The organism is Corynebacterium mycetoides, assembly GCF_900103625.1.
In the GTDB taxonomy this organism is placed as follows: domain Bacteria; phylum Actinomycetota; class Actinomycetes; order Mycobacteriales; family Mycobacteriaceae; genus Corynebacterium; species Corynebacterium mycetoides.
The window spans coordinates 670045-692199 of the sequence record NZ_LT629700.1; the positions used below are offsets into that span (position 1 = coordinate 670045).

The 22155-nt window shown below is 68.1% G+C and carries 20 protein-coding genes and 1 pseudogene; 7 read left to right on the forward strand and 14 right to left on the reverse strand.

The annotated features are described in order from the left end of the window. Positions 1-5 precede the first annotated feature (5 nt). The gene (aspS, locus tag BLS40_RS03320) at positions 6-1793 is read right to left on the reverse strand and encodes an aspartate--tRNA ligase (protein WP_092148706.1); all 1788 of its coding nucleotides are present in this window, start codon (positions 1791-1793) and stop codon (positions 6-8) included. Positions 1794-1949: 156 nt separating this feature from the next. Between aspS and ypfJ the strand changes: the two genes are divergently transcribed. From ypfJ to BLS40_RS03345, 5 genes are all read left to right on the forward strand, one after another. Then, positions 1950-2846: a KPN_02809 family neutral zinc metallopeptidase gene (ypfJ, locus tag BLS40_RS03325; protein ID WP_092148709.1), complete on the forward strand. Its 897-nt coding sequence runs from the start codon at positions 1950-1952 to the stop codon at positions 2844-2846. 14 nt (positions 2847-2860) lie between these two features. Beyond that, on the forward strand, positions 2861-3580 hold the full coding sequence (locus tag BLS40_RS03330; protein WP_092148712.1) for a CBS domain-containing protein: 720 nt from the start codon (positions 2861-2863) through the stop codon (positions 3578-3580). An 85-nt stretch (positions 3581-3665) separates the two neighbouring features. Next, a complete protein-coding gene (locus BLS40_RS03335; protein ID WP_092148715.1) occupies positions 3666-4799 on the forward strand; it encodes an LLM class flavin-dependent oxidoreductase in 1134 nt (377 codons plus the stop codon). Beyond that, positions 4799-5470 (forward strand): FMN reductase, encoded by a 672-nt coding sequence (locus BLS40_RS03340; RefSeq protein WP_092148718.1) that lies wholly within the window; start codon positions 4799-4801, stop codon positions 5468-5470. Before BLS40_RS03335 ends, BLS40_RS03340 begins: the two co-directional genes overlap by 1 nt. Before the next feature lie 22 nt (positions 5471-5492). Further along, positions 5493-6887: an L-serine ammonia-lyase gene (locus BLS40_RS03345; protein WP_092148721.1), complete on the forward strand. Its 1395-nt coding sequence runs from the start codon at positions 5493-5495 to the stop codon at positions 6885-6887. A 21-nt stretch (positions 6888-6908) separates the two neighbouring features. Here the strand turns inward: BLS40_RS03345 and hisS are convergent, their stop codons facing one another. The 3 genes from hisS to tpx are packed head-to-tail and all read right to left on the reverse strand — an operon-like array spanning position 6909 to position 9373. Then, on the reverse strand, positions 6909-8195 hold the full coding sequence (gene hisS, locus BLS40_RS03350) for a histidine--tRNA ligase (protein ID WP_092148724.1): 1287 nt from the start codon (positions 8193-8195) through the stop codon (positions 6909-6911). A 15-nt stretch (positions 8196-8210) separates the two neighbouring features. Beyond that, positions 8211-8849: an MBL fold metallo-hydrolase gene (locus tag BLS40_RS03355; protein WP_092148727.1), complete on the reverse strand. Its 639-nt coding sequence runs from the start codon at positions 8847-8849 to the stop codon at positions 8211-8213. 5 nt (positions 8850-8854) lie between these two features. Next, a complete protein-coding gene (gene tpx / locus BLS40_RS03360; RefSeq protein WP_092148730.1) occupies positions 8855-9373 on the reverse strand; it encodes a thiol peroxidase in 519 nt (172 codons plus the stop codon). Positions 9374-9529: 156 nt separating this feature from the next. Here tpx and BLS40_RS03365 point away from each other — a divergent pair, with 156 nt between their 5' ends. Together BLS40_RS03365 and BLS40_RS03370 are read left to right on the forward strand one after the other, a co-directional pair. After that, positions 9530-10477 carry a peptidylprolyl isomerase gene (locus tag BLS40_RS03365; protein ID WP_231908502.1) on the forward strand — a complete coding sequence of 316 codons (948 nt, stop codon included), beginning with the start codon at positions 9530-9532 and terminating at the stop codon, positions 10475-10477. Positions 10478-10592: 115 nt separating this feature from the next. After that, on the forward strand, positions 10593-10940 hold the full coding sequence (locus BLS40_RS03370) for a hypothetical protein (RefSeq protein WP_092148736.1): 348 nt from the start codon (positions 10593-10595) through the stop codon (positions 10938-10940). A 69-nt stretch (positions 10941-11009) separates the two neighbouring features. Here the strand turns inward: BLS40_RS03370 and BLS40_RS03375 are convergent, their stop codons facing one another. The 10 genes and pseudogenes from BLS40_RS03375 to BLS40_RS03420 all read right to left on the reverse strand — a co-directional run bounded on the left by BLS40_RS03375 (position 11010) and on the right by BLS40_RS03420 (position 22115). After that, entirely contained in the window at positions 11010-13286 is a 2277-nt protein-coding gene (locus BLS40_RS03375; RefSeq protein ID WP_092148738.1) for a RelA/SpoT family protein, read from the reverse strand. 36 nt (positions 13287-13322) lie between these two features. Beyond that, positions 13323-13880 (reverse strand): annotated as a pseudogene (locus tag BLS40_RS03380) (adenine phosphoribosyltransferase). Positions 13881-13934: 54 nt separating this feature from the next. Beyond that, positions 13935-15584 (reverse strand): ABC transporter substrate-binding protein, encoded by a 1650-nt coding sequence (locus tag BLS40_RS03385; protein WP_231908503.1) that lies wholly within the window; start codon positions 15582-15584, stop codon positions 13935-13937. Positions 15585-15598: 14 nt separating this feature from the next. Beyond that, complete coding sequence (gene secF / locus BLS40_RS03390; protein ID WP_092148745.1) at positions 15599-16810, reverse strand: protein translocase subunit SecF; 1212 nt, start codon at positions 16808-16810, stop codon at positions 15599-15601. A 3-nt stretch (positions 16811-16813) separates the two neighbouring features. Continuing rightward, positions 16814-18619: a protein translocase subunit SecD gene (gene secD / locus BLS40_RS03395; RefSeq protein ID WP_231908504.1), complete on the reverse strand. Its 1806-nt coding sequence runs from the start codon at positions 18617-18619 to the stop codon at positions 16814-16816. A gap of 163 nt (positions 18620-18782) precedes the next feature. Beyond that, positions 18783-19073 (reverse strand): preprotein translocase subunit YajC, encoded by a 291-nt coding sequence (yajC, locus tag BLS40_RS03400; protein WP_092148751.1) that lies wholly within the window; start codon positions 19071-19073, stop codon positions 18783-18785. Positions 19074-19087: 14 nt separating this feature from the next. Further along, positions 19088-20164 (reverse strand): Holliday junction branch migration DNA helicase RuvB, encoded by a 1077-nt coding sequence (ruvB, locus tag BLS40_RS03405; RefSeq protein WP_092148754.1) that lies wholly within the window; start codon positions 20162-20164, stop codon positions 19088-19090. A 10-nt stretch (positions 20165-20174) separates the two neighbouring features. Continuing rightward, the gene (gene ruvA / locus BLS40_RS03410) at positions 20175-20795 is read right to left on the reverse strand and encodes a Holliday junction branch migration protein RuvA (protein ID WP_092148757.1); all 621 of its coding nucleotides are present in this window, start codon (positions 20793-20795) and stop codon (positions 20175-20177) included. A gap of 41 nt (positions 20796-20836) precedes the next feature. Then, the gene (gene ruvC, locus BLS40_RS03415) at positions 20837-21358 is read right to left on the reverse strand and encodes a crossover junction endodeoxyribonuclease RuvC (protein WP_092148760.1); all 522 of its coding nucleotides are present in this window, start codon (positions 21356-21358) and stop codon (positions 20837-20839) included. A gap of 4 nt (positions 21359-21362) precedes the next feature. Then, positions 21363-22115 (reverse strand): YebC/PmpR family DNA-binding transcriptional regulator, encoded by a 753-nt coding sequence (locus BLS40_RS03420; protein ID WP_092148763.1) that lies wholly within the window; start codon positions 22113-22115, stop codon positions 21363-21365. Positions 22116-22155: the final 40 nt, after the last annotated feature.

The window sequence follows — 22155 nt, forward strand, 5'->3', positions numbered from 1 at the left end:
GTTCCTTAGCTGGGTGTCTCGGTCTTCGGCTTGAAATCCACCCCGGTTTCCTTGCGCTGCGCCGCCGGGATGGGCGCGGGGGCGTCGGTGAGCGGGTCGACTCCGCCGCCGGACTTCGGGAACGCGATGACGTCGCGGATCGAGTCGAACCCTCCCAGCAGGGACACGATGCGGTCCCAGCCGAACGCGATGCCGCCGTGCGGGGGCGCGCCGTAGGAGAACGCCTCAAGCAGGAAGCCGAACTTCTCGTTCGCCTCCTCCTCGGTGATCCCCATCACCTTGAACACGCGCTCCTGCACGTCGCGCTCGTGGATACGGATGGAGCCGCCGCCGATCTCGTTGCCGTTGCACACGATGTCGTAGGCGTAGGCCAGGGCCTCGCCCGGGTCCTGGTCGAAGGTGTCGCGGAACTCCGGCTTGGGCGCGGTGAACGCGTGGTGCACGGCTGTCCACGCGGAGTGGCCCAGCGCCACGTCGCCGGAGGCGGTGGCGTCGGCGGCGGGCTCGAACATCGGGGCGTCAACGACCCAGGTAAACGCCCAGTCCCCCTCCTTGATCAGGTCGAGCTTGCGGGCGATCTCGCCGCGGGCCGCGCCGAGCAGGGCGCGGGAGCCCTTGGTGTCGCCCGCGGCGAAGAAGATGCAGTCGCCGGGGTTGGCGCCCACGTGGGCGGCGATGCCCGCCTTCTCCTCGTCCGTGATGTTCTTGGCCACCGGGCCGCCCAGCTCACCGTCCTCCTGGACGAGGATGTAGGCCAATCCTTTGGCGCCGCGCTGCTTCGCCCACTCCTGCCAGGCGTCGAGCTGGCGGCGCGGCTGGGACGCCCCGCCCTCCATGACCACGGCGCCGACGTACTCGTTCTGGAACACGCGGAACGTGGTGTCCTTGAAGAACTCGGTGCAGTCGACCAGCTCGATGCCGAAGCGCAGGTCCGGCTTGTCCGAGCCGTACTTCTCCATTGCCTCGGCGTATGTCATGCGCGGGATCGGGGTGGTGATGTCGTAGCCGATCAGCTTCCACAGCTCGACCAAGATCTCCTCGGCGAGTGCGATGATGTCCTCCTGGTCGACGAAGCTGGCCTCGATGTCCAACTGCGTGAACTCGGGCTGGCGGTCGGCGCGGAAGTCCTCGTCGCGGTAGCAGCGGGCGATCTGGAAGTAGCGCTCCATGCCGGCGACCATGAGCAGCTGTTTGAACAGCTGGGGCGACTGAGGCAGCGCGTACCAGGACCCGGGGCGCAGACGCGCCGGCACCAGGAAGTCGCGGGCGCCCTCCGGGGTGGAGCGCGTCAGCGTCGGGGTCTCGATCTCCGTGAAGTCGTGCTTGGCCAGTACGTCGCGGGCGGCGCGGTTGGCGTCCGAGCGCAGGCGCAGGGCCTTGGCCTGGCGTTCGCGCCGCAAGTCGAGGTAGCGGTACTTCAGGCGCGTCTCCTCGCCGACCTCGTTGGAGGAGAAGTCCTCCACCTGGAACGGCAGCGCCGCGGACTTGTTCAGCACCGTCAGCTCGGTGGCGTTGACCTCGATCTCGCCGGACGCGAGGTTGGGGTTGGCGGATCCTTCCGGCCGCGGCTCGACCACGCCGGTGACCTTCACGCAGTACTCGCTGCGCAGGTCGTGCGCGGCCTCGGCCACCTCGGACTCGCGGAACACCACCTGCGCAAGACCGGAGCGGTCGCGCAGGTCGATGAAGATGACGCCTCCGTGGTCGCGGCGGCGCGAGACCCAGCCGGTGAGCGTTACGGTCTGGCCGTCGAGTTCTTTGCGGAGGTCTCCGGCAAGGTGGGTGCGCAGCACTGTCGTTTCCACGTCCTTACTTATCAGGCTAAAGAGGTCAGTCGTTGTCGGCCTTTCACTCTACCCTGCCCCCCGCGCGCAAACGCGACGCGCCCTTGTGGCCATCGGGCGGCGCGCTGGCTGTGATTATGTGGATTCTTTGGCAAAATTGCTGCCATGACTTTCAAAAGTGGCTACCAGCGCACCGGCAACCGGGCGTCGACAAGCTCGGGCGGCGGCATGGGCGGCGCCCCGATGATGATCGGCGGCGGCGGGCTGGGCACCCTCCTCCTCATAGGACTGTTCCTCCTGCTGGGCGGCGGCGGGGGCGGGGGCCAGATGCCCGTGCCGCAGGGGGGTCAGAACCAGATTTCTGCGGGCGGGAGCTACAACCTGGACCACTGCGACTCGCCCAACGCGGCCAACGAGTACGCCGACTGCCGCCTCGAGGCCACGGCCGTCTCCGTCGACACCGTGTGGCAGGAGGTGCTGCCCGAGCAGGCCGGCATCGAGTATACCCAGCCGGGCATGCACATCTTCCAGAACACCGTGAACTCCGGGTGCGGCCCGGCGTCCGCTCAGACGGGGCCCTTCTACTGCCCGGCGGACACAACGGCGTACTTCGACGTCAGCTTCTTCCATCAGCTCGACCAGCTGGGAGGCTCGGACGCGCCACTTGCGCAGATGTACGTGGTGGCCCACGAATTCGGCCACCACATCCAGCAGCTCGAGGGCACGCTGGGCATGAGCAACTACAACGACCCGGGCGCGGATTCGGCGGCCGTGGCCATCGAGCTCCAGGCGGACTGCTACGCCGGCCTGTGGGCGTCGCATGCGGACAAGGGCGAGGACGCGATCCTCGAGCCGATCACCCAGGACCAGCTCACCGCCGCCATCCAGACGGCCCGCGCGGTGGGCGACGACAACATCCAGCGGCGCTCCGGCGGCGGCGTCAACCCGGATTTGTGGACGCACGGCTCCTCCCAGCAGCGCGAGGAGGCGTTCCTGCGCGGCTACCAGAACGGCACCATGGGAGCCTGCGATTACCTCAACCGCGGCGTCTACTCTTCCTAAGGCGCTGACAAATAATGACTGAGTCTCCCAACCGGGCCACGGCGTTTCTCGCCGCGTTCAACGACATTGAAAGCTTCCTCCGCGACATCTTAGGCGCCGAGAAGTCAGACCGTTTCACGTGGATGGTCGATCAGGCGACGAAACGCAAGCACATCACCCAGTCGCAGGCGAACGACCTGAAGGAGTACGCGGAGCTGCGCAACGCGATCAGCCACGGCGCCTACCGCGACTTCCGGCCGATAGCGGAGCCGCTGCCGGAAACGGTCGCCGACATCGAGCGGCTGCGCGCGGCCCTGCTGACCCCCGCCCTCGCCTTGGAGGTCGTCGGCCCCCAGAAGGTGATCACGTTTACCCCGTCCGACGACATCCACGCTCCCCTGCGCGCGCTGCGCGAGACGGACATCTCCCAGTTCCCGGTCTACGAGTCCGGGAAATGCGTCGGGTTGCTCACCACCAACGCCATCGCCCGCTGGGTGGCCGCCGACCTCGGTGAGGACGACATGCTCGACGCCAAGACGGTGCGCGAGGCCCTGCGGTACTCGGAGAAGCAGGACCAGGCGGTCTTCCTCCCCCGCTCCACCACGGCCGCGGGCGCCATCGCCGCTTTGACCACTCCGCTTGCCGACGGCGCCCTGCCGCGCCTCGCCATCATCACCGAGCACGGAGCGGCGACGCAGAAGCCCCTGGCCGTGGCCACGGCCTCGGACATTCCGGAGCTGCTCGCCGCTTCCTGACGGCCCGCGGCCGCGGGGAATAGGTGACGTGTCACCAACGTTCGGGTAGGGTAGAGGCCAACACCCCAAGGAAAGGTATTTAGCCATGCAGTTCGGCGTATTCACCATCGGTGACGTCACCACCGACCCCACCACAGGCGCCACGCCCACCGAGAAGGAACGCATCGACGCCATGACGGCCATCGCGCTGAAGGCCGATGAGCTGGGCCTCGACGTGTTCGCCACCGGGCAGCACCACAACCCGCCTTTCGTGCCCTCGGCCCCGACAACGCACCTCGCCTACATCGGTGCGCAGACGAAAAACATCCAGCTGTCCACCGCGACCACGCTGATCACCACCACCGACCCGGTTCGCCTCGCCGAGGACTACTCCTTCCTGCAGAACCTTGTCGGCGGCCGCATGGACCTGATGATGGGCCGCGGCAACACCGGTCCCGTCTACCCCTGGTTCGGCAAGGACATCCGCCAGGGCATCCCCCTGGCCGTGGAGAACTATCACCTCCTGCGCCGCCTGTGGCGCGAGCCGGTAGTTAACTGGCAGGGCCAGTTCCGTACCCCGCTGCAGGGGTTCACCGCTACCCCTGCCCCGCTCGAAGGCGTGCCCCCCTTCGTGTGGCACGGCTCCATCCGCTCCCCGCAGATCGCGGAGCAGGCGGCGTTCTACGGCGACGGCTTCTTCCACAACAACATCTTCTGGAACAAGGAGCACACCGCCAACATGGTCGACCTCTACCGCCGCCGTTTCGAGGCCCACGGCCACGGCCGCGCGGACCAGGCCATCGTCGGCCTCGGCGGTCAGGTCTACATCGCCGAGACCGAGGAGCAGGCAAAGAAGGAGTTCCGCCCGTACTTCGACAACGCCCCGGTCTACGGCCACGGCCCGTCGCTCGAGGAGTTCACCCAGCTCACGCCCCTGACCGTCGGCACCACCGAGATGGTCATCGAACGGACGATGCAGTTCGCGGACTGGGTGGGCGACTACCAGCGCCAGCTCTTCCTCATCGACCACGCCGGCCTGCCCCTCGAGGTCGTTTTGCGCCAGCTCGAGATCCTGGCCACGGAGGTCGTGCCCGAGGTCCGCCGCCGCATGGAGGCGCGCCGCCCAGAGCACGTGCCGTCCGATCCGCCGACATTTGACACCCTGCTCGCCGCCAAGCGCGAGAGCGTACGGCTCCCGCACTTCGAGGTCAACCCGGGCAACGACGGGGAGGGAGACTGATGAAGCGGCTCGTTGTTCTTTCCGCGGGCTTGTCGACGCCCTCGACGACGCGCCAGGTGGCCGACGCCATCTCCTCGGCCGTCGCCTCCGCTGTCGGCGGGCGGGGCGAAAAACTCGAGGTGACCACCTTCGAGCTGCGCGAGCTCGCAGGCGACCTCGCCCAGAACATGACAACCGGGCTGTCCACCCCGCACCTCGACGAGGTCAAGCGGCAGCTTTCCGAGGCGGACGGCCTGGTGGCCGTCACCCCTGTGTTCAAGGCGAGCTACACGGGGCTGTTCAAGATGTTTTTCGACGTCCTCGACACCGACGCGCTCAACGGCATGCCCACCATCATCGCCGCCACCGCGGGGACGGCGCGGCACTCGCTGGTGACGGAGTACGCCCTGCGCCCCCTTCTGGCTTACATGCGCGCGGTCGTCGTGCCCACCGCCTTGTTCGCCGCGACCGACGACTTCGGCGGCGCGGGGGGCGCGGACTTTAGCAAGCGGGCCGCCCGCGCGGCCTCCGAGCTGGCCGCGCTCATCGTGTCCACCCAGGCCTCCGTCGAGGGCCTCGCCGGCGCGGTGGGCCAGCCGGAGGCGGCGCCGCGCAAGCGCAAGGCGGGAGTGGACGTGGAGGACGGCTTTGTTCCGTTCTCCCAGCTCCTGCGCGGTCACTCTGGCGATTAGGCGTGTGAGGTAGCATCGCGGCATGTCGCAAAACACTGTCAGTGTCGTCGACCTGTTCAGCATCGGCATCGGGCCGTCATCAAGCCACACCGTCGGCCCGATGCGCGCGGCGATGGCGTTTGTGGAATCCCTGGGCGGGCTGCCGGCCCGCGTGGCCGTGGAGCTGCGCGGCTCGCTGGCCGCGACGGGCGTGGGGCACGGGACCGACCGCGCGGTACTCCTCGGGCTGGTGGGATACACTCCCCTGACCACCACGCCCGACATCTCCCCCGCACCCGGCGAGCGCATCCCCGAGAGGAGCACGATCGAGGGGCCGGCGGGCAGCGTGGAGTACGAGGTCGCGTTCAACCACAAGCCGGTCGCCCAGCACCCGAACTGCCTCATCTTCGACGCGTGGGACGCCGAGGGCAACCGCATCACCTCCCGCAAGGAGTACTACTCCGTCGGCGGCGGCTTCATCCTCGACCGCGAGGGCATGGAGGCGCACCGCAACAAGGCCGGGGTGTCCACCCAACAGCCCGAGGGCACCATCCCCTTTGAGTTCCACTCCGGCGAGCAGCTCATGGAGCACTGCCGCGCTAACGGGATGACCGTCGCCGAGGTGATGCGCGCCAACGAGGAGGCACTGCACGGCTGGGACACCGTGAGCACGCACCTCGACCTCGTATGGGACGTCATGCAGGAGTGTGTGTCTGACGGGCTCAAGGCCGAGGGGATCCTGCCGGGCGGGCTCGGAGTGACCCGCCGGGCGCCGCGCCTCTACCGCCTCCTGACCGCCGAGTACGAGGAGTCGACCTCGCGCGGGCTGGACGCGATGGAATGGGTCAACCTCTTCGCCCTAGCCGTCAACGAGGAAAACGCCGCCCACGGGCGCATTGTCACCGCCCCCACCAACGGGGCAGCCGGCATTATCCCCGCCGTGATGCACTACTGCCGCGACTTCACTGAGGGCTTCACGAGCGCGCGCGCCCGCGAGTTTCTGCTCACCGCGGGGGCGATCGGGGTGATCATCAAGACCAACGCGTCCATTTCCGGCGCCGAGGTCGGCTGCCAAGGCGAGGTCGGCTCCGCGTCCGCGATGGCCGCGGCGGGCATGTGCGCCATCCTCGGCGGCTCGCCCGAGCAGGTAGAAAACGCCGCCGAGATCGCCCTCGAACACAACCTCGGCCTGACCTGCGACCCCGTCGGCGGGCTCGTGCAGGTGCCCTGCATCGAGCGCAACGCCATCGGCGGCGTCAAAGCCATCAACGCCGCCCGTTTGGCCAAGCTTGGCGACGGCACCAACATCGTCACCCTCGACGACGTCGTGGAAACCATGGCCGCCACAGGGCGCGACATGATGACGAAGTACAAGGAGACCTCCATGGGCGGGCTCGCCGTCCAGCTCGGCCTGCCCGTCAACATCACCGAGTGCTAGCCGGGCGGAGCGGGCGGGACCTTAGGCGCCCTGCCCCCGCACCGCCGCGGTAACGGCCTCAATGTTCAGCGGCACCGTCACCTGCGTGTGGTCGGCGAGGTTCTTCACCGCGATTTCGCTGTCCTCCAGCTCGCGTTCTCCCAGCACCAGCGCGAACTTCGCACCCGCCCGGTCGGCACCCTTCATCGCGCCCTTGAGACCGCGGCCGCCGTACGACATGTCGGCCGCTATGCCGGAGGCCCGGAGGTCGTCGATAAGCAGGCTCATGTGCGCGGACGCCTCCTCGCCGATGGCGACGCCGAACACATCCACGCGCCGCTCGACGCCGTCCAAGCTCACGCCCTCTGCCTCGAGCGCGAGCACGGTGCGGTCGACGCCCAGGCCGAACCCGATGCCGGAGAGGTCCTGGCCGCCGATTTGGGCCATCAGGCCGTCGTAGCGCCCACCGCCGCCGATGCCCGACTGGGCGCCCAGGCCATCGTGGACGAACTCGAACGTGGTCTTGGTGTAATAGTCCAGCCCGCGCACCATGCGCGGGTTGATCACATACGGCACGCCCATCGCATCCAGCGTGGAGGTGACGGTGTCGAAGTGCGCGCGCGACTCCTCGGAGAGGTAGTCGAGCATCAGCGGCGCGTCCGCGGTCATCTCCTGGACCTCGGGGCGCTTGTCATCCAGCACGCGCAGAGGGTTGATCTCGGCGCGGCGCCGGGTCTCCTCGTCCAGCGACAGGGCAAACAGGAACTCCTGCAGCTTCTCGCGGTAGGCGGGGCGGCAGGTGTTGTCCCCCAGGCTGGTGAGCTCGAGGCGGAACCCCGTCAACCCCACCGCGCGGTAACAACGGTCGGCCAGCGCGATCACCTCGGCGTCGAGAAGCGGATCATCCACGCCAATCGCTTCGACGCCGACCTGCTGCAGCTGGCGGTAACGGCCGGCCTGGGGGCGCTCGTAGCGGAAAAAGGGGCCGTAGTAGTTCAGCTTGACCGGCAGGTAGCCGCGGTCCAGGTTGTGCTCGATGACTGCGCGCATCACGCCCGCCGTGCCCTCGGGGCGCAGAGTCACCGACCGGTCACCCCTGTCCGCGAAGGTGTACATCTCTTTGGACACCACGTCCGTGGATTCGCCGACGCCGCGCGCGAACAGGGAGGTGTCCTCGAATACCGGCAGCTCAATGTGCTGGTAGCCGGCTAGCCGTGCCTGGCGGGCGAACTCGTCGCGCACCCTGATAAACGTCGCCGACGCCGGCGGGACGTAGTCGGGAACGCCTTTCGGCGCGGACAGTGCCTGGAATTTGCTGTTCTCGCTCACGGGCAACGAGTCTAGTCAGCGGTTGTGGTTGGCCGCCCGCAGGTACTGGTTCGTGGCCCGCTCGTGCGCCATCGTGGTCGTCGGTCCGTGGCCGGGCAGCACGGGAAGGCGGTCGTCGAGATCCCACACCGGGCCGCGCAGCGATTCCTGCATTGCTGCGTCGTCGGAAAACGGCAGGTCGGTGCGGCCAATGGAGCCTTGGAAGAGCACGTCGCCCGTGAGCGCGAAATCCTCGTGCACCCACAGCGCGCTGCCCGGCGAGTGGCCCGGGGCGTGGCGGATGGTAAAGCCGATGCCCGCCACGGTGACCTTGTCGCCGTCGTGGACGTGGGTGACGTGCCTGACCGGCTCCATGTTGTCCACGTCGAAGGGGACGCACAGCCGCTCCGTGCCGGCGCGCCCGTCCAGCATGAACGCGTCATCGGGGTGGATGAACGCCTCCACCCCGAAAGCACCGGCGTCGCGGATGTGGTCGATGTGCCCGTGGGTGAGAATGACCGCGACGACGGTCACCCCGTGCTCGGCGCAGAACTGTTCCACCCGGGAGTGCGCCCCGTAGCTCGGGTCCACGACGGCCGCCTGCCCCGTGTCCTCGTTAACCACGATGTAGCAGTTCGTCTGCAGCGGGCCCGCCGCGAAGCCGGTGATCTGCACCCCGGCTACGCCCCCGCCGAGGAGGTGCCGTTCAGAGCAGCCTCGGCCGCATCGTAATCGGGCTCGTTGCTCACCTCGTCGACCAGCTGGGTGTACACGACGTTGTGGGCGGCGTCGGTGACCACGACGGCGCGGGCGAGCAGACCCCTGAGCGGGGAGCCCTCGAGCCTCACGCCGAAGTCCTCGCCGAACGCGGAGCGGAACGCCGACGCCGTGGTCACGTTCTCGATCCCCTCGGCCGCGCAGAAGCGCCGGTGAGCGAACGGCAGGTCTTCAGAGATGCAGACCACTGCCGTGTTGTTCATCCCGGACGCGAGCTTGTCGAAGGCCCGCACCGAAGCCGCGCAAACGCCAGTGTCCAGGGACGGGAAAATGTTGAGAACGAGGCGCTTTCCGGCGAAGTCGTCGGGACTCACCGCCGACAGGTCTCCCCCGATGAGCTCGAAGGCGGGGAGCTTCTCACCCTCGGCGGGCAGTTCGCCGCAGGTGGTTGTGTGGTTGCCCTTGTAGGTCACGTTTGCCATGTGTACAAACGTAGTGTTTGCGAAACGCGGCCGCCACAGGCTTGCCACCGCCGCCCCGTCACTGGGGGTTGGGGCGGAGCAAGCGCTGGCGCTGCTAGGCTGAGGAACCGCTTACTTGAGCCCAACGACAACATGCCGACAACAAGCGAGGATGCCGTGACAGAAAAGCTCACGAACGAACAGCGCGGGAAGCAGGCGCTGCGGGATCTGGAGAAGGAGCTCAACGCCCGGGACCGCAAGGACAAGTCCCGCCCGTGGGCCGTCGCCGCCGCCTCCGTCGCGGTGATCGCAGCCGTCGGCGGCGGCATCTTCTTCCTGGCCAACCAGAACGGCGACGGCGAGGACGTCACCGCCTCGGGTGAGTCCACGACGGAGGAGACCTCCACCGACACTCCCGCCGAGGCGGAGCCGCTGTCACTGTCGCGCGCCACCGCCCTGCCCGCTTCCGTCAACTGCACCTACGACGTGCAGGACGAGCAATCGGAGCACTTCGTGGGGGTGCCTCCCACCGACGACGTCTCCGCGACGGGCACGGTGAACGTCACGCTGGACACCTCCGCTGGCCCCATCGGCATGGAGCTGGACCGTTCCGTCTCCCCGTGCACCGTCAACGCGATCGAGTACCTCGCCACCGAGGGCTATTTCGACGGCACCGTCTGCCACCGCCTCACCACCGGCGAAGGGCTCAAGGTGCTGCAGTGCGGCGACCCGACGGGGACCGGGTCGGGCGGGCCCGGTTTCCAGTTTGCCAACGAGTACCCGACCGACGAGGTCGCCGAGAACGTCGACACGTCACAGATCCCCTCCGGCCTCCCCGGAGACCAGGTGGAGCAGTACAAGCAAATGCTGCTACAACAGGAGCCGCCGGTGACGTACCCGCGGGGCACCATCGCCATGGCGAACGCCGGAGCGGGCACCAACGGCTCGCAGTTCTTCCTCAACTACCGCGACTCAACGCTTCCGCCGCTCTACACCTACTTCGGAAAGATCGACGACACCGGGCTCGAGACCCTCGACGCGATTGCGCAAAGCGGTGTCGAGGGCGACCAGCCCGACGGCGCGCCGAAGGAAGAGGTCACCATCACGTCGGCGGCTGTGGGCTAGCACGCTTGCCGACGCCCGTGATCACACGCGTCCGACACGTGTCGGTATTGCGGAACCGCCTGGGAACAGTTATGGTAAGCGCTGTTCGTTCGATGCCCTCCAGATAGGATTTCACATGAAGCTCCGTAACAGCCTCCTTGCTGTCGCCACCGCTGGCGCCGTCATCGCCGCCGGTGTCACCGCTAACGCGGAAGACAACACCACGACCGAGACCCCCGCGGCCGGCGCCCCGACCACCACCGTGACGATCGCGTCGACCACCGTCATCGAGACCACGACGGTGACCGCCGAGCCGACCACCGTGACCGAGACGGTGACCGCCGAGCCGACCACGACCGCCAACGCCTCCTCCGACCCGAAGCAGATCCAGGCGTGGATCGGCGTCGCCACCGCGATCATCGGCGTGCTGAGCACCCTGTTCACCTTCGTGTCCAAGAACTTCCCGCAGGCCTTCAAGTTCTAGGGAACCGACGCGCTACTCACGCATCCGCCCGGCCGTTCGGCCGGGCGTTTTGCATGCCGGGTGCAGCCCCTAGGCCGTCACCCGGTAAATGTCGAACACGCCCTCAATGTTGCGCACCTGATTCATGATCGAACCGAGCTGCTTGGTGTCCGACACCACCACCGTGAAACGCACGGTGGCCACGTAGTCGTTGCCCAGTTGGGACGACAACGTCACAATCGGCAGCCGCTGCTCCGAGAGCACCCCCGTGATCTCGGCGAGGAGACCCTGGCGGTCGAGCGCCTCGACCTGCAGCGTCGCCTCGGAGGCGGCACCGGGCGCCGCGGCCCCCGCCCAGGACACGTTGATGAGGCGCTCCGGTTCTTCCTTCAACTTTGCCGCGTTCGTGCAATCTGTGCGGTGAACCGACACTCCCCCGCCGCGCGTGACAAACCCGAAGATCTGATCCCCCGGCACCGGTTGGCAGCATTTGGCGAGTTTGGCCAGCATGTCGGGGCTGCCGTCGACTAGGATGCCCGCCCCGGAGGCCGCCGCCTTCGAGCGGACGAGCTCGGACATTGGGGTGCGGGCAGCCAACGCATCAACCGCGTCTTCCTCGTCCCCGAAGAGCTCCGTGAGCATCCGGGTCACGTGCTGCGCGGACACGGTTCCGGCGCCGATCGCCGTATAAAGCGCATCCACGTCTGGGTAGTGCAGGCGCTGGGTGATTTGGCGCATGGATTCGGCCGTGAACAGCCGGTGCATGGGCAGACCCCCGCGCTGCACCTCCGCCGCGAGGGCGTCGCGCCCGGCTTCCAGGTGCTCCTCCCGCCGCTCCTTGGCAAACCATTGGCGGATTTTTGTGCGCGCCCGTGGCGAGACCACAAACTCCTGCCAGTCCCGCGACGGACCGGCGTTCTCGTCCTTAGAGGTGAAGATCTCCACACGGTCGCCCGAGGTCAGCTCCGATTCCAGCGCGACCAGTTTGCCGTTGACCTTCGCGCCGATGCACCGGTGCCCCACTTCCGTGTGCACGGCGTAGGCGAAGTCCACCGGGGTCGACCCCGCCGGGAGGTTCACCACGTCGCCCTTCGGGGTGAAGGCGAAGATCTGCTGGGATGTGAGGTCGTAGCGCAGGGAGTCGAGGAACTCGTTCGGGTCGGCGGCCTCTTTCTGCCAGTCCAGCAGCTGGCGCATCCACGCCATCTGGTCCACCTCGGCCTGGTCTCCCTTGTGGGAGCCCTTCGTCTCCTTGTAGCGCCAGTGCGCCGCGACGCCGAATTCGGCGTTGTAGTGCATCTCGTGCGTGCGCACCTGCACCTCGAGCGGGCGCCCGCTGTCGGTCATCACCGTGGTGTGCAGCGACTGGTACACGCCGAACCGCGGGTTCGAGATGTAGTCCTTGAACCGCCCCGGCATCACCGAGTACAGCGAGTGCACCACGCCGATCGCCGCGTAGCAGTCGTGGATGCTGTCCACCAGCACCCGGATGCCGACCAGGTCGAAGATTTCGTCGAACTCGTGGCCGCGCACCACCATCTTCTGGTAGATCGACCAGTAGTGCTTCGGCCGGCCCATTACCTCGGTGGTGATGCCGTTGGACTTGAATTCCGCCTGCAGCTGCTCCGTGATCTCGCGCAGCGCCCGGTCGCGCGAGGGCGCGCGGTCGGCGACGAGGCGGACGATCTCCTCGTACTTGCGGGGGTAGAGAATCGCGAAGGCGAGGTCTTCGAGTTCCCACTTCACGCTCGCCATCCCCAGGCGGTGCGCCAGCGGCGCGATGACGTCGAGCGTTTCCCGCGCCTTCTTGGCCTGTTTCTCCGGCGGGAGGAAACGCATCGTGCGCATGTTGTGCAGCCGGTCCGCCACCTTGATCACGAGCACGCGGGGGTCCTCGGCCATCGCGACGATCATCTTCCGGATCGTCTCCGCCTCGGCGGCCGCGCCGAGTGCGACCTTGTCCAGCTTGGTCACGCCGTCGACAAGCTTGGCTACCTCGGGCCCGAAGTCCTCGGTGAGGTCGGCGAGCGAGTAGTCCGTGTCCTCCACCGTGTCGTGCAGCAGCGCGGCAACCAGCGTCGTGGTGTCCATGCCGATCTCGGCGCAGATGGTGGCCACCGCCAGCGGGTGGGTGATGTACGGGTCGCCCGACTTGCGGGTCACGCCCTCGTGCAAGCGCTCGGCCGTGTCGTACGCGCGGTTGAGCAGGTCCGCGCTCGCCTTCGGGTGGTAGCGGCGGTGGATGGTCATGAGCGGGTCGAGCACCGGGTTGACCCGGGCGCGCCCGCCCGTCAGGGAACGGGCCAACCGGGCCGAAACGCTGCGCACGCTCGAGCCCGAGCGCTTCTGCACCTTCTCGTTCGCCATCGCGGGCCCTTTCTCGCTTATCGACGCCTTAAGTCTCTAGCGCTCGTGCTCGAGGACGACCAGAGGGGCGTCGCCGAGCCTTGCGCGCCCTCCGAGGCCTTCGACCTCGAGGACAACTGCGTATCCAACGACGCTACCACCGGCGCGTTCGATCAACTCACTCGCGGCCACGAGAGTGCCGCCGGTGGCCAGGACGTCGTCGATAAGCACGACTTTCCGGCCCGCGAAGTCGATGCCCTCGGCGGGAACTTCCAGCGCCGCTGAGCTTTATTCGGTCTGGTACTCCTCCGTGATCACGGGCGGCGGCAGCTTGCCCTTCTTGCGGATGGCCAGGATGCCCAGACCGAGCTCGTAGGCCACGGCGGAGCCGATGAGGAAGCCGCGCGCGTCCAGCCCGCCGATCAGGTCCGCTCCGAACGCCCGGCTCGTCTCGGCCAGCTCGCGGATCACCACGGTCAGCGCCTCGCCGTCGGCCAGCACGGGTGTCAGGTCCTCGAACAGCACGCCGGGTTCCGGGAAGTCCTGAACCTTGCGGATCTTGGCGTGTAGAGCGTCGCGGGCGGTTGCGTATCGGCCGGTCGCGGGGGGTTGGATGGGCACTGCGTGTCCTCGCTTCACTTCGTTATCTAGAGGTCGTTAGGGGATGCGTTACTGGGTGGTGGCGTCAGTGGACGGCGGGCGCAGCTGCCACCGGTCCATGTTCCAACCGATGCCAGTTGGGCCTGTGTACACAATAACGTTTGTCAGGTTCCGGTCTATTGCGAATGACCTCGGCTGCGCCGCCAGCGGCAGGCTGGGCAGCGTCTCCCACAGCTTGGTCTCCGCCTCCCGCATCGCGTCAACGTCCGGGGTGCGCGCGCCGAGGCCGCCGTATTCGGTCTGCGGATTCACCGGGCGCAGCACCGCGTCCACGGTCCCCTCCACGCCGGTCTCCGCGCCCCACTCGTCGATCTCGACGCGCCCGATGTCCCGCAGGGTCTTGGTCTCTCCGGTTGTGGCGGTCACGTCCGTCACTGTCACGCCGGCAGCCTCGCACGAGTCGCGGATGGCCTCCACCATCGCCGCCATGCGTGTCGACGCCTGCGCGTACCCGATCCGCAGCTCAAGGCCCGCCAGCGAGCGCGCGCCTTCCACGTCGACGTCCATGTGGGGCGCGGCGATGTCATCGAAACGCTTCGCCAGCGGGTCGTTGTGTGCGACGACGTGCACGGTTGTCGCAGGCACCTCGACGCCCGCCTCCGCACTCGACGCTGCGGCCACGGCCCGCGGATCCACGCACTTCGCCAGCGCCCGCCTGCGCTCGTGGTACGACCACGGCCCAAAATCTTCGAAGGTGAGCGAATCCGTCAGCGCCCCCTCCGTCGAGGTCACGTCCAGCGCGTTGCCCTCCGCGTTGCGGTCGAGCCACTGCGGGTCTGCCTCGCTGACGTCCGCAATGCGGAGATTACCGGTGGCGTTCAGCTCCGCGGAGTCTGCCGTGCCCGGCCACACGACGATCTCGTCGGTCAGGGGCACGTCGCCGTAGTAGTGCTCGTTGGCCACCAACGTCACCTGGCCGGCCTCCCCCACGCTGTCGAGCACATACGGCCCGAAGGAGACGTGCATCGCCGGGTCGAAGGTGTCCAGGTTGAAACCGTCGTGCCACTCCCTGGCGATGCGGCGCAGCGACTCGGGGTTGCCAGAATTCAGTTCCGCGTTGAGCCCCGCCTCGTCCATGTTCACCCTCGACGCCACCGCATGGGCGGGCATGACGGTGCCGGGGCCGAACAGCTCCCGCCACCTCGCGCCCCGGCCCTCGGCGAAGACGACGTCGAAGTTCTTGGCGCCGGGCTGGCAGTTGAGGCGCTCGGCATCGTCGAAAAGCGGCATGTGCGAGCCGAAGATCTCCGGGTTCTTCCCCGCGGTGAAGGTGAGCAAATAGTCGGTGCAGGTCACGGGCGCGCCGTCGGAAAACACCGCCTCGGGCGCGAGCTGGTACTGCACAATGCGCTGGGCGCCGGGCAACGCCTGGGTGCGCACGAGATCCGTGTTTGGGATCATCTGACCGCTGGGGCCAGCGACAAACACGCCGGGGTACACGCGCCCCGAGACCATCTGCGCGAACTCGGACACACCGACGTCGGACCCGGCGTTGATGGTGCTCACGCTGCCCGGGATCTGGTAGGCGAACTGGCTCGCCTCCTGCTCGGCCGACGTGTCGCTGCCCGGCGTCGCGCACGCGACCGCCCCTGCTGTCGCGGCGGTGACCGCGACCGTAAGCGCGAAAAGCTTGCGCATCAGCGGGTGGGAACTGCGCACGGCACGCCGTCCCATCAACGTGACGTGGGGCGCCACGACGCTGTGGTGGGCCCGGTCTGCCCGGTCTGCCCAGTCGGTGCGGCCTGGTTGGGGGCAGCGGGAGCGGATGCGGGCGCGGCGACCGTGCGCTTGGAGCCGGTGATCTCCTCACCGGCATCCCCGTCCGCGCCGCGGCCCTCCCGGAACTCCTGCACCTCGCGGTTGTGCTCCTGGTACTTCTTTTGCCGGTTGATCAGGGACACCAGAATCGGGGTTGCCAGGAAGAGGGAGGAGAAGATGCCCTCAATAACGCCTATGAGCTGGATCAGGGCCAGGTCCCGCAGGGTGCCCACGCCCATCATCCACACGGCCACCACCATCAGCGCCACGATGGGCAGCGCGGAGATGACGGATGTGGAGATGGAGCGCATGACGGTCTGGTTGACCGCCAGGTTGGCCTCCTCCGCGTACGTGGTGCGGCGCGAGTCGAGCACCCCGGCCGTGTTCTCGCGCACCTTGTCGAAGACGATCACCGTGTCGTAGATGGAGAAGGTCAAAACCGTGAGCAGGCCGATGACCATCGCGGGTGTGATCTCCAGGCCGAAGAGGGCGTAGATGCCCATGATCAGGACGCCGTCGATAAGCAGGGCCGCCATCGCGGCCACGGCCATCTCCCGCTCGAGGCGCAGGGCCACGTAGGCTGCGGCGGCGAGCAGGAAAACACCCATCGCGAGGATCATGCGCTGGGTGATGGTCGAGCCCCAGGACTCGGAAACCGTCGAGTCGCCGATGGCGTCGGGGCTGACGTTTCCCTCGGAGTCGAGCGGCTGGTGCTCCTCGAAGATGGCTTGGCGGGCCTGGTCAATCTGGTCCTGCGTGAGGTGCTCCGAGTTGATTTCCAGCGTGCGCGCGTCGCCGGCGCCGATGATCTGCGTCAGCTCCGGGGTGACTCCGGTCGCCTCGATGAACGTCTCTTCCACGTCCTCGGCCACTAGGTCGCCGGCGGGCATGGACATCTTCGTCCCGCCCTCGAAGTCGATGCCCAGGTTGAACCCGCGCAGGAGCATGGCGGCCAGCGCGATGACCACCAGCGCGAAGGTGATGCCGTACCACAGCTTCGAGCGGCCGATGAAGTCGATCGCGCCCTCTCCCGTGTACAGCTTGTCGTAGCGGCTGCGCGTGACGCTGGCGGACGCCGCTTCAGGGACGGAATCGCCCGTGCCGGGTGTGAATTTGGTGCTTGCCATGACTTAGTTCTCCTCTGCTCGAGCCGGCTGTGCCGAGGCGGTGGCGCCCGCGGTGCCAGCGGCGCGCTCGCGCTGCACGAGGCGGTAGATAGCGCCCATGCCGTTGACGGCCGGGCGGGACCAGAAACGCGACCGGGACGCGAGAATCATCAGCGGGGCGGTCACCAGGAACGTGACTAGGAGGTCGACCACCGTGGTCAGGCCCATAGTAAACGCGAATCCCTTCACATCACCCACGGCGAGGAAGTAAATCACCACAGCGCCGATGAGGGTGACGATGTTGCCGGTGACGATGGTCTCCTTCGCCCGGTCCCAGCCCTGCGCGGTGGCCGAGCGGAAGGTCCGCCCCTTGCGCAGCTCGTCCTTCACGCGCTCGTAGATGACCACGAACGAGTCCGCCGTGGTGCCGATGCCGATGATCAGGCCCGCGATGCCGGACAGATCCAGGGAGTACCCGATCCAGCGCCCGAGCAGGACGAGCACGCCGTAGACCACCAGCCCCGCGACCGCCAGGGTGGCCAGCGAAATGAGACCGAACAGGCGGTAGTAGGCGAAGACGAATATGGCCACCAGGATCAGGCCGACAACGCCCGCGATCAGGCCCGCCTTCAGGGAAGCCGCGCCGAGGGAGGGCGGCACCGTCATCGCCGTTCCCCCGGGCTCGCCGTCCTCCCCCGCAAAGGAGAGGGGCAGGGCGCCGTAGCGCAGGTTGTTCGCCAGCGCGGTGGCCTCCTCCTGCGTGAACTGGCCGGTGATGGATGTTGCGGAGCCGACCGGGGTGGCGCCCTGGATGACGGGCGCCGAGATGACCTGGGAGTCCAGCGTGATGGCGACCTGCTGGCCGATCATGTTCGAGGTGAGCTGCGCCCACGCCTGGGAGCCGTTCGGCTCGCCGTCCTGGCTAAACGCGAAGCTGATCTCCATCTGGCTGGTCTGCGGGTTGTATCCGCCTGTGATCGCCCGGCTGGTGTCGATTTCGTTGCCCGTGAGCCGCGGGCCCTCCGGGTTCTGCGGGTCGAGCAGCGGTGCCTCGCCGAGCAGTAGCGGCTGGAGGGATGTCGCGTCGCACGCCACAAGCGGCTGGGACGAGTCGTCCGTGCCCGCCAGGGGGTCCGTCTGCTGGGTTTGGCAGACCGTGCTCATCAGCGCCAGGGACGCGAACTGCTGGGTCGGGTCCGAGGACTGCCGGGTCTCCCGCAGCATCTCGGTGGTCTCCTGCCGGCGGTCCGCGGCCTCGACCGGGCCCTTCGGCTCCTCCAGCGGCTCGGCGGTGACCTCCAGCCCCGCGGCGCCCTCGCCCAGCTGGGCCACAATACCGTCGATGGTGCTCTGCGCCTGATCCTTGGGCAGGATGCCGTGGGCCACCCACGCGTTGGCGGTGTCCACCAGCGTCTCCCCCAGCGCCGCCGGGTCGGGCGCGGGGCTTTGCGCGACCGGGCGGAACGCGAGCTGCGAGGTCTGACCGAGGTTGCGCACAGCCGAGGTGTCGTCGCCGGCGGCGGTGATCACCAGCGTGTTGCCGTCGACGACGACGCTCGCCCCGCTCACGCCCATGCCGTTGACGCGGTTCTCAATAATGTTGCGCGCGTCTTGGAGCTGCTCCGGTGTGGGGTCCTGGCCCTGCGGCACCAGGGTCACCCGGGTGCCGCCTTGCAGGTCGATTCCCAGCTTGGGGGTCGCGGACTTACTGCCCGTGAAGAAGACGAGGGCGTACACCGCGACGATGATAAGCAAAAACAGAGCGAGGGCCGTCGCGGGCCACGTCCGTTTTGCCCGCAAGTCTGCGGCGCGCCGTGTGGGTGAGGACACTGCGGAAACTCCTCTGTCGTCATATGGTGGTGAACTTCGCTCCCCCGGGGCCGGTTCACGGCGGCTGGGAACGCACATCGCAACATGCTACGTCATCCCCCGGACACAACAGGGCCCGGCCCCGCATGTCGCGGCGCCGGGCCTGTGGCGAAGCGGAAGGCCTCTAGTCGGTCCGGGCGCCGTCGGTGTTCGCGGCGGCCGGCGTGGCGCGGCGCAGGACGCCGGTGCGCTCGGTGGTCACGACAATTCCCGGGGCGATCTCGAGGCGCAGCGTGTCGGCGTCGGCCCCGACGACGGTGCCGTGCACTCCGGCGACGGTGACGACCGCGTCACCGGGCTGAAGGGACGCGTGGAGCTGCTCCATGTCGGCCTGGCGCCGGCGCTGGCTGCGCATCATCAACAATGTGGGCAGCATGAACACCGCGAGAATAATCAGCAAGAAGATGAGTTCCATGGTCACCCATTGTGTCACAGCAGGTTGAGCTGCCCCGGCGCCTCCGGGGGCGGGGTGATGCCCAGGTGGTTCCAGGCCGCCGCGGTGGCCACGCGCCCCCGGCCCGTGCGCGCCATCAGGCCCGCGCGGACGAGGTAGGGCTCGCACACCTCCTCCACCGTCGCCGGTTCCTCCCCCACGGCGATGGCGAGCGTGTTCACGCCGACGGGTCCTCCCCCGTGGCCGCGGATGAGCGAATCCAGCACGGCGCGGTCGAGCCGGTCGAGCCCGAGCTCGTCGACGTCGAAGACTTCCAGCGCGGCGCGCGCCGCGGGGACGTCGACACGCCCGTCGCCGTGCACGTCCGCCCAGTCGCGCACGCGGCGGAGCAGGCGGTTGGCGATGCGCGGTGTCCCGCGCGAGCGGGAGGCGATCTCCACGGCGGCGTCGTGGGTGATGTCCACGTCCAGGATCGTCGCCGCGCGGGTGATCACGCTGGTCAGGTCGTCGACGTCGTAGAACTCCATCTGGGCGGTGAACCCGAAGCGGTCACGCAGCGGGCCCGTGAGCATGCCGGCGCGGGTGGTGGCCCCCACGAGAGTGAACGGCGGGATCTCCAGCGGAATCGACGTCGCGCCCGGGCCCTTGCCCACGATGACGTCGATGCGGAAGTCTTCCATCGCCATGTAGAGCATTTCCTCGGCGGGCCGTGCGATGCGGTGGATCTCGTCTATGAAGAGCACGTCGCCCTCCATGAGGTTGGACAGCATGGCCGCCAAGTCGCCCGCGCGCTCCAGCGCCGGGCCCGAGGTCATGCGTAGCGACGTCCCGAGTTCCTGCGCGATGATCATCGCCATCGTCGTCTTGCCCAGCCCCGGCGGGCCAGATAGCAGGATGTGGTCGGGGGTGACCGCGCGGCGTTTGGCACCGGCGAGCACGAGGTTGAGTTGCTCGCGCACCTTGGGTTGGCCGATGAACTCCCCGAGCGACTTCGGGCGCAGGGATTTCTCCACGTCGCGGTCCTCGATGAGTTCCGCGGCGTTCACGACGGAACCTGCCGGACGGCCCACGCCCTCCGGCAGGGCGAACTCGGTCTTTTCTACGTCAGGCATGCCCCAAACCCTACTTCGAGCCGAGCTGGGTCAGGGCGGCGCGCAGCAGCTCCGACGACGTCGCCTGCGGGTTGCCGTCCGCGAGCGTGTCCACGACCGGGCGCGCCGCCTTGTCCGTAAACCCCAGGCCGACGAGCGCCTCGATCACCTGCTCCGTCACGAGCGACGCCCCCCGCGCGGGCGCCGCGGCCTGCCCCGGCCCCGGCTGCGCGGGTTCGTACAGGCCGTCGATCTTGTCCTTGAGCTCCAGGGCCATGCGCTCTGCCATCTTCTTGCCCACGCCGGGGATGGTCTGGATTCGTTTGATCGCCGCCGCGTCCCCGGCGGTGATGAGCGCGGCCAGTTCCGCGGGCTCGAAGACGGACAGGCACGCGACGGCGAGCTTCGGGCCCAGCCCGGTGACGGTCTGCAGCTTGAGGAACATGGTGCGCGCGGCGTCGTCGGCGAACCCGTAGAGGGTCACGCCGTCGTCCTTGACCACCATCGAGGTGAGCACTCGGGTGGTCTCGCCCCGGGTGAGGCGGGCGAGCGTGGGCGGGCCGGCCACGAACCGGTAGCCCACCCCGGAGCACTCGATCACCGCGTGGTCCAAGCCGATGGTGAGAACTTCCCCGTGCAGAGAGTCAATCAAGGCGAAACCGTCCGTTCTGAGCGTCGAATCCTGATGTCGAATTATGAGGAGGTGGCCGCCAGCCCGCGCGCAATGAGCGGGGCGCGCCAGCAGTGGCACACCGCGATGGCCAGCGCATCCGCCGCGTCGGCGGGCTTGGGAGGCTCGCCTAAGCCCAGGATGCGCGTCACCATGGTGGTCATCTGCTTCTTGTCGGCCCGGCCGTTGCCGGAGATGGCTTTTTTCACCTCGGACGGCGTGTACTGGTGCACCGGTATGCCGCGCTCGGCGGCCGCGAGGATGAGCACCCCCACCGCGTGTGCGGTGTGCATGACGGTGGAGACGTTCCCGCGCTCGAAGATGCGCTCCATGGCGATGACGTCCGGCTGGTAGTCGTCCAGCCACTCGCGCACCGCCGCCGACAGCCGCACCAGTCGCTCCGGCAGCTCGGACGCCGCCGGGGTGCGCACAACACCCACCGCCACGGGAATGACCTGCCGGCCCCGCCCCGCCTGGACCACGGACAAGCCGCACCGGGTCAGGCCCGGGTCGATGCCCATCACCCGCAGCCCCTCGAGGTTCACGGTCCTAGTCCTCCAGCTGCGCCGCGACCTCGTCGCTCAGCGTCATGTTCGTGTACACGTTCTGCACGTCGTCGGAGTCCTCGAGCGCGTCGATGAGCCTGACCATCTTGCGCGCGCCGTCGACATCCAGGTCAACCTCCACCGACGCGCGGAAATCCTGCTCGGCGTCCTCGACCTCGATGCCCTCGCTCTCCAGTGCGGAGCGTACGGCGCGCAGGTCCGTCGGCGCGCAGATGATCTCGAACACCTCTCCCAGGTCGCGCACCTCCTCCGCACCCGCCTCCAGCACGGCCATGAGCAGGTCGTCCTCGGAGAGCTCGCCCTTGGGCACGGTCACCACTCCGGTGCGCGTGAACATGTAACCCACCGAGCCGGTTTCGCCGAGGTTGCCCCCGTTCTTAGTCATGGCGGTGCGCACCTCGGTGGCGGCGCGGTTGCGGTTGTCTGTGAGGCACTCGATCATCACCGCGACGCCGTTCGGGCCGTAGCCCTCGTAGACCACGGCCTCCCAGTTGGAACCGCCGGCCTCCTCGCCGGAGCCGCGCTTGCGGGCGCGCTCGATGTTGTCCTTCGGGACGGAGGCCTTGGTGGCCTTGCGAATCATGTCGTCGAGGGTTGGGTTGGCGGAGGGGTCGCCGCCGCCGGTACGGGCGGCCACCTCGATGTCCTTGATCATTTTCGCCCACTGCTTCGAACGCTTCGCGTCGTTGGCGGCCTTCTTGTGTTTCGTGGTTGCCCACTTTGAGTGGCCTGACATGTCCAGCTCCCCTTTCGGCTGCGCGCGTGAACGTCCGGTC